Annotated in this window: 6 protein-coding genes; 5 read left to right on the forward strand and 1 reads right to left on the reverse strand. The window is 41.8% G+C overall.

Annotation, left to right across the window (positions count from 1 at the left end; genetic code table 11):
- The first annotated feature begins 7 nt into the window (after positions 1–7).
- From gatA to GHD25_RS17115, 5 genes are all read left to right on the forward strand, one after another.
- A complete protein-coding gene (gene gatA, locus GHD25_RS17095) occupies positions 8–1,471 on the forward strand; it encodes an Asp-tRNA(Asn)/Glu-tRNA(Gln) amidotransferase subunit GatA (protein WP_164219114.1) in 1,464 nt (487 codons plus the stop codon).
- Positions 1,471–2,901 carry an Asp-tRNA(Asn)/Glu-tRNA(Gln) amidotransferase subunit GatB gene (gene gatB / locus GHD25_RS17100; protein ID WP_164219115.1) on the forward strand — a complete coding sequence of 477 codons (1,431 nt, stop codon included), beginning with the start codon at positions 1,471–1,473 and terminating at the stop codon, positions 2,899–2,901. The genes gatA and gatB overlap by 1 nt, the downstream gene beginning before the upstream one ends.
- Positions 2,902–3,097: 196 nt before the next feature.
- A complete protein-coding gene (locus tag GHD25_RS17105) occupies positions 3,098–3,991 on the forward strand; it encodes a diacylglycerol kinase (RefSeq protein ID WP_164219116.1) in 894 nt (297 codons plus the stop codon).
- A gap of 336 nt (positions 3,992–4,327) precedes the next feature.
- Complete coding sequence (gene rlmD, locus GHD25_RS17110) at positions 4,328–5,707, forward strand: 23S rRNA (uracil(1939)-C(5))-methyltransferase RlmD (protein WP_164219117.1); 1,380 nt, start codon at positions 4,328–4,330, stop codon at positions 5,705–5,707.
- A gap of 584 nt (positions 5,708–6,291) precedes the next feature.
- Positions 6,292–6,975, forward strand: coding sequence for a response regulator transcription factor (locus GHD25_RS17115; protein ID WP_164219118.1), 684 nt, complete (start codon positions 6,292–6,294; stop codon positions 6,973–6,975).
- A 204-nt stretch (positions 6,976–7,179) separates the two neighbouring features.
- Here GHD25_RS17115 and GHD25_RS17120 read toward each other — a convergent pair.
- Positions 7,180–7,489, reverse strand: a 310-nt coding sequence (locus tag GHD25_RS17120; RefSeq protein WP_164219120.1) for an IS3 family transposase, incomplete at its 5' end; no start/stop codon positions are given.

Here is a 7,489-nt window from a genome sequence, read left to right on the forward strand (position 1 = left end):
GAAATTAATGTCGCTATTTGATCATACTATTAGAGAACTGGAAGAAAAACTACATAATAAAGAAATAAAGGTTGCTGACTTAGTGGATGCATCCTATAAACGTATTCATGAGGTCGACGACCAGGTACATGCTTTCTTAACACTGAATGAGGAAAATGCACGGACTGCAGCGCAGGAAATGGACGAAGCAGCTGACAAATCGGGCAGCTTATTTGGTATTCCTGCAGGTATTAAGGATAATATTGTTACTAAGGCATTACGTACGACTTGTGCAAGTAAAATGCTGGATAACTTCAATGATCCCCTATATGATGCTACCGTCATGAAAAAATTAAATGAACAAAATATGATTACCATTGGAAAGCTGAACATGGATGAGTTTGCTATGGGTTCCTCCAATGAAAACTCCGGCTACTTCATTACGAGAAATCCATGGAATACGGATTACGTGCCGGGTGGTTCAAGCGGCGGTTCTGCAGCATCTGTTGCCGCAGGGGAAGTCTTATTTTCCCTTGGCTCGGATACAGGCGGTTCGATTCGGGAGCCGGCTTCATTTTGCGGTGTTGTCGGGATGAAACCAACGTATGGGCGTGTTTCCCGTTTTGGTCTTGTGGCATTTGCATCTTCGTTGGATCAAATTGGCCCGATAACCAGATCAGTGGAGGATAATGCCAGAGTACTTGAAGTGCTGGCAGGACAGGACCCAAATGATTCTACCAGTGCCCATTTGGAGGTTCCTAAATACACAGATGCATTAACGAATGACGTAAAAGGCATGAAAATTGCGGTTCCAAAAGAGTATCTTGGGGAAGGTGTTTCTCCTGAGGTAAAAGAAGCAGTGGAAAAAGCACTGAAAGTATATGAATCCCTGGGAGCAACGTGGGAAGAAGTGTCTCTTCCACACTCAAAATATGCGGTTGCCACTTACTATATCATTGCTTCCTCAGAGGCATCATCCAACCTTGCCCGCTTTGACGGCGTGCGTTATGGTGTGCGTGCCGAAGCGGATAACATGATGGACATGTTTAAAAAGTCCCGGAGCCAGGGCTTTGGAGAAGAAGTGAAGCGCCGTATTATGCTCGGAACTTTTGCGCTGAGCTCAGGTTATTATGATGCTTATTATAAAAAGGCCCAAAAAGTGCGTACGCTGATGAAAAATGATTATGACAAAATCTTTGAAGAATATGATGTGGTCATTGGACCTACTGCGCCGACACCGGCGTTTAAGGTTGGCGAGAAAACGGATGATCCGCTAACGATGTATGCCAGTGATATTTTAACCATACCGGTTAATCTTGCCGGTGTACCCGGAATATCCATTCCGTGCGGTTTGTCAGATGATGGACTTCCAATCGGCCTGCAAATCATTGGAAATCATTTTGATGAGAGCACTGTTTATCGTGCGGCCCATGCTTTTGAACAGGCTACAGACCACCATAAAAAACGACCTCAAATTGGAGGTGCGAACTAATGAACTTTGAAACAATAATTGGACTGGAAGTACATGTGGAGCTGAAGACAAAATCAAAAATTTTCAGCCCCAGCGTAAATGCATTTGGCACTGACCCGAATACAAATGTGAACCCGATCGACCTTGGGTATCCGGGTGTGCTGCCTGTGCTGAACGAAGAAGCAGTTAATTTTGCAATGAAAGCAGCAATGGCATTGAACTGTGAAATTGCCACACATACAAAATTTGACCGGAAAAATTACTTTTATCCCGACAATCCGAAAGCATATCAGATTTCCCAATTTGATCAGCCAATCGGGGAAAATGGCTGGATTGATATTGAAGTGAATGGGAAGAAGAAGCGGATTGGGATTACTCGTCTTCATATGGAAGAGGATGCCGGAAAGTTAACTCACGGGGACGATGGATATTCCTTAGTGGACTTTAACCGCCAGGGAACACCGCTTGTGGAGATTGTTTCCGAACCGGATATCCGTACTCCCGAGGAAGCTTATGCATATTTGGAGAAGCTGAAAAATATTATTCAGTATACCGGTGTATCTGATGTGAAAATGCAGGAAGGCTCACTGAGATGTGATGCAAATATTTCCCTGAGACCAATTGGCCAGGAGGAATTTGGCACGAAAACGGAATTGAAGAACCTGAACTCGTTTAATTTCGTCCAGAAAGGACTGGAGTTTGAGGAAAAACGCCAGGAAAAAGTGCTCTTATCCGGCAGAGAAATTTTGCAGGAAACCCGCAGATACGACGAGAAAACAAAAGAAACTGTTTTAATGCGTGTCAAAGAGGGTGCGGATGACTACCGTTACTTCCCGGAGCCGGATCTTTTGCCGATATACATTGATGAGGAATGGAAAGAACGGATCCGCCGGGAAATTCCGGAACTGCCGGATGCCCGCAAAAAACGGTATATTGATGAATTGGGACTATCGGAATATGATGCAGAAGTGCTCACCAGTTCCAAGGAAATGGCTGACTTTTTTGAGGAAGCACTGGAATTTGATGCTGATAAAAAGCAGGTTTCCAACTGGCTTATGGGTGAAGTTTCCGCATATATGAATAAACATTATAAAGAATTGCAGGAGCTGGCGATCACACCAAAGGCTTTAGCAAAAATGATCAATCTCATTGAAGACGGCACCATCTCATCCAAGATGGCGAAAAAAGTTTTTGCAGAACTTGTGGAAAACGGGGGAGACCCGGAAAAGATCGTAAAAGAAAAAGGGCTTGTGCAAATCTCGGATGAAGGCCAGCTGAAGGAAATTATAGGCAAAGTACTCGATGAGAATGAACAATCGATTATTGATTATAAAAACGGGAAAGCGAAAGCACAGAAATTTCTCGTCGGACAAGTGATGAAAGCAACGAAAGGGCAGGCAAACCCGCCTATGGTTAATAAAATTCTTAAGGAAGAATTGGATAAACGGTAAGTTGTGCGCCAGACTGCTGTCTTCTATGATAGCGGTCTGGGATTTTTACGGCAGAGGAAAATTAATTATTATACATATCTACATGCTGTTTATGAACATTCATCCTAGATATTAATATAATTAAAGATACCTCATCACCGGTTTCTGTGAAGGTAAGCTTACCAAGCGTGTGAAGAAGTTAATGGGGGAAAGCAAAATGAAAAGAGCAAGAATCATTTATAATCCAACGTCAGGCAGGGAGTCCTTTAAAAAAGAATTGCCAAATGTGCTGGAACGGTTGGAGGTTGCCGGATATGAAACATCGGCCCATGCTACAAACGGGGTAGATGATGCCATGGAAGCAGCGAAAATTGCTGTGGAAAGAAAATTCGACTTAGTTGTAGCTGCCGGCGGGGACGGTACGATCAATGAAGTAATTAATGGGATAGCAGAACAGGAATACCGTCCGAAGCTCGGAATAATACCGGCCGGCACGACCAATGATTTTGCCAGGGCACTTCGGATCCCAAAGGACATTAAAAAAGCTGTGGATGTCATTATAAATGGTTCCTCTAAATTCCTTGATATCGGGAAGGTAAATGACCAATACTTTATGAATATTGCGGGCGGAGGAAAGCTGACGGAACTGACCTATGAAGTGCCCAGTAAATTAAAAACGATGATTGGGCAGCTTGCCTATTATGTAAAAGGTATTGAAATGCTGCCATCCCTGAAACCGACTCATGCTAAAATCATCTGTGACGGGGAAGTTATTATTGATGAGGACATCATGCTGTTCCTGATTGCAAATACAAACTCTGTCGGCGGGTTTGAAAAACTGGCACCAGATGCAAAAATGGATGATGGCAAATTCGATTTAATAATATTACGTAAGACCAACTTGGCCGATTTTATCCGGCTCGTAACATTAGCTTTGCGCGGAACCCATTTGGAAGATGATCTGATTATTTATAGGCAGGCCAAACTTATTGAAGTGACGACAGAGGAAAAAATGCAACTGAATATTGATGGGGAGTATGGCGGACTGCTGCCTGGAGAGCTGATAAACCTGCGGCAGCATATTGAATTTTTTCTCCCGGAAGAATTTTAATTTGAAAGGATTACTGGAAGTAGTCCTTTTTTGCACGTTAAAAAAGATTAAGGTTTATGATGGACGAGGAATAACTCTACCGCAGATCCAAATCTTTTTGGTGGGACGAGGAACCGCTGTACCGCAGTCCCAGATCTTTACGGTGGAGCACATCTGTACCGCAGACTCAAAGAACTGGGTGGAGGAAGCCTGGAATTTTTTAAGTGTTAAGCAGCAGGAAAACTAACGCGTTCACCTGTCGACGGGAGAATGTTAGTTTTCCAGGCTGGAAATGAATCTGACGGAAAACCTATGATAAAATGGATGGAACATATCAGCACATAAAGGAAGAGAAGCATGTCAAAAACCAATGCACCAGTAAAGAAAAATGAGACGCTCACACTGAAATTTGAAGATTTAACCCATGAAGGAAATGGTGTAGGTAAAATTGACGGCTATCCATTATTTGTCCCATATGGATTGCCTGGTGAGGAAGCCGTCGTAAAGGTAGTAAAAGTAAATAAAAACTTCGGCTTTGGGAAATTGCTTGAGACGAAGATAAAAAGTGATGACAGGGTGGAGCCGCCATGCAATGTTTTTTATCAATGCGGCGGATGTCAACTGCAGCATATGAGTTATGATCTGCAATTACAGATGAAACACGACCAGGTGAAAAACGTAATGCGGAAGATTGCAAAGCTGGAACATGTCCCTGTACATCCGACAATCGGAATGAATGACCCCTGGCGTTACCGCAACAAAGTGCAAATGCCTGTGGGAGAAAGAGATGGAGAATTAATCACCGGTTTTTACCGGAAACGCAGCCATGACATCATTGATGATATGGAAACCTGTGTCATTCAGGATGAATTAAATGACAGATCGATCCATGCTGTCCGCCGCATTGCAAACCAATTGGGCATCCGCGCTTACGATGAAAAGACTGGTCGGGGTGTATTAAGGCATATCATGGTGCGGACAGGGAAGGAAACGAAAGAAACGATGGTCGTGTTAATTACACGCACAAAGGAATTGCCGCATAAAAAAGCGTTCATTCGTGAAATAACGGAAACATTCCCGCATGTGAAATCCATCGTGCATAATATCAATGATAGACGAACCAATGTAATTATGGGGAAAGAAACAAAGGTCATCTGGGGAGAAGAATATATTTACGATACGATTGGCGATATCCGCTTTGCGATTTCGGCAAAGTCATTTTACCAGGTAAATCCGGAGCAGACGAAAGTGCTGTATGATAAAGCAATGGAATATGCGCAAATCGGCAGCGATGATGTTGTGGTGGATGCTTATTGCGGGATTGGCACCATTTCTTTATTTTTGGCACAGCAGGCAAAGAAGGTTTATGGGATTGAGGTTGTACCGGAAGCTATCGATGATGCAAAAATGAATGCCAAAATCAATCAAATTACAAATGCCGAATTTTTTGCAGGTAAAGCAGAGGAAGTCATGCCATGGTGGAAGGCCCAGGGATTGAACCCCGATGTCATTGTAGTTGATCCTCCCCGTAAGGGCTGTGAAGTGGATTTCCTGCAGGCCATGATTGCTATGGAGCCAAAACGGATTGTGTATGTCTCCTGTAACCCTTCTACCCTTGCCAGGGATCTGCGCGTGCTGGAGGATGGCGGCTATGAAACCATGGAAGTTCAGCCGGTGGATAACTTCCCGCAGACGAATCATATTGAGTGTGTGGGCTGGTTGAGGAAACGGGTGTAGCCCATAAACATGTCTCCGGATCCGTTTTTTGAACCATCAGTCTCCCTTTAGATTTTTATCTAAAGGGAGTTTTCTATGAAACATGAGTCATTTAATTAATAAACAAATTTAACACTTTAGAAGCTTATCCTTCATGACCATTTTTTTCAAAATGACGTGATAACATTATTAAAAACGCCCCCTTATAATGTGTAAAAACTTAGCACATTACCTCATTAAAGTAAGTAATTAATCTGGAGGAATTTGAATAGAATCTCGTATTTCTGAGGGAATAAAGTGTTTTTTTTCCTGATGTCATAGGTACTCGCATCATTTTCGTACTTGCTTATACGAAGTCTTGATTTTTCCTTTTCGAATGGGTTGGTTTGATTATAGAATCTATTCGCCAAGATCTTAGCCATCCCGTCCAGCAACTCTTTTTCCTGTACTTCTATATGGAATTTGCCGCATCTTGCTTACGGCATTCCAGGGCGATGGAGTCTGCGTTAATGTGTGATTATCCTTCGTTATAGATAGGAAGGACAAATTGTATTCTAATTATGAATAGTTTAGAATAAATAAGTATAAAGAAAGGAGGACATCCAATGAACATGAACATTTTTATTATCGAAGACGATTCCCTTCTCTTAGAAGCACTAAATGAAGGGTTAAGCCAGTGGTCATATGAGGTAAGTAGTCCAAGTAATTTTTCTAATGTAATGGAAGACTTTGCAGCGCATCAGCCTCACTTAGTCATGATTGATATACAGCTTCCTAAGTTTGATGGGTTTCATTGGTGTAGAGAAATACGTGCCGTGTCCGAAGTTCCCATTATTTTTCTTTCATCAAGAGATCATCCGATGGATATGGTGATGGCCATGAACTTGGGGGCGGATGATTACGTTCAGAAACCATTTCATATGGATGTCCTTCTCGCCAAAGTTCAGGCAATTCTTCGTCGAACCTATACGTATGAAGAAGCAACCTCCGATGTAATTGAATGGAATCAAGCTATTATTGACGTAAAGGCTGGAAGAATTTATAAGGATGGGCAAAGCATTGAACTTACCAAAAATGAATTCTTTATTCTTTCGGTATTAGTCAAATCAAATAATAAAATTGTTTCCCGACACGAGTTAATGAAAATGCTTTGGGATGATGATCAGTTTATTAATGATAATACGCTTACAGCTAATGTTACCAGGTTACGGCAAAAGCTCTCCTCTCTTAATTTAGCCAATGGGATTGTGACGAAAAAAGGACTTGGTTATATGTCCGTTACACTATAGGAGGGTTCAAAATGTTTATCTCTTACCTAGTTTATAAAAAGAGTTGGATTGGCCTAATTGCGTTACTCCTTCTGCTTACTAACGCTTTAATCCTATTTGATGCGGGCATTCGTGTGGATTCACACTCAATCATTTATTTAAACGTGTTGTTTCTAACAATGAACTGCCCCCTGTCAAGTAGACAGTGGAAATAATAAAAACGATTTATGCGGCCATAGCTCTATATTCTATAGGGCTGTGGCCATTTAATTTATCTTGATATCTATCATAATTATAGAATTGAATGTACTCGTCAATTGCTCTTTTCAGTTCTTCAAACGTTTCGTATTTATGTATATAATACTTTTCACATTTAAGAGTTCCCCAAAATGATTCCATTGGTCCATTATCAATACATTTACCAACCCGAGACATGCTGTGTATCATCTCTGCCTTATCTATCCTGCGTTTGAATCCATGAGAGGTATATTGAAATCCTCGATCACTATGAATGAGTGGATGTTCCTCATCATTC

This window comes from Virgibacillus aidingensis (assembly GCF_010994035.1).
Classification (GTDB): domain Bacteria; phylum Bacillota; class Bacilli; order Bacillales; family Amphibacillaceae; genus Virgibacillus_N.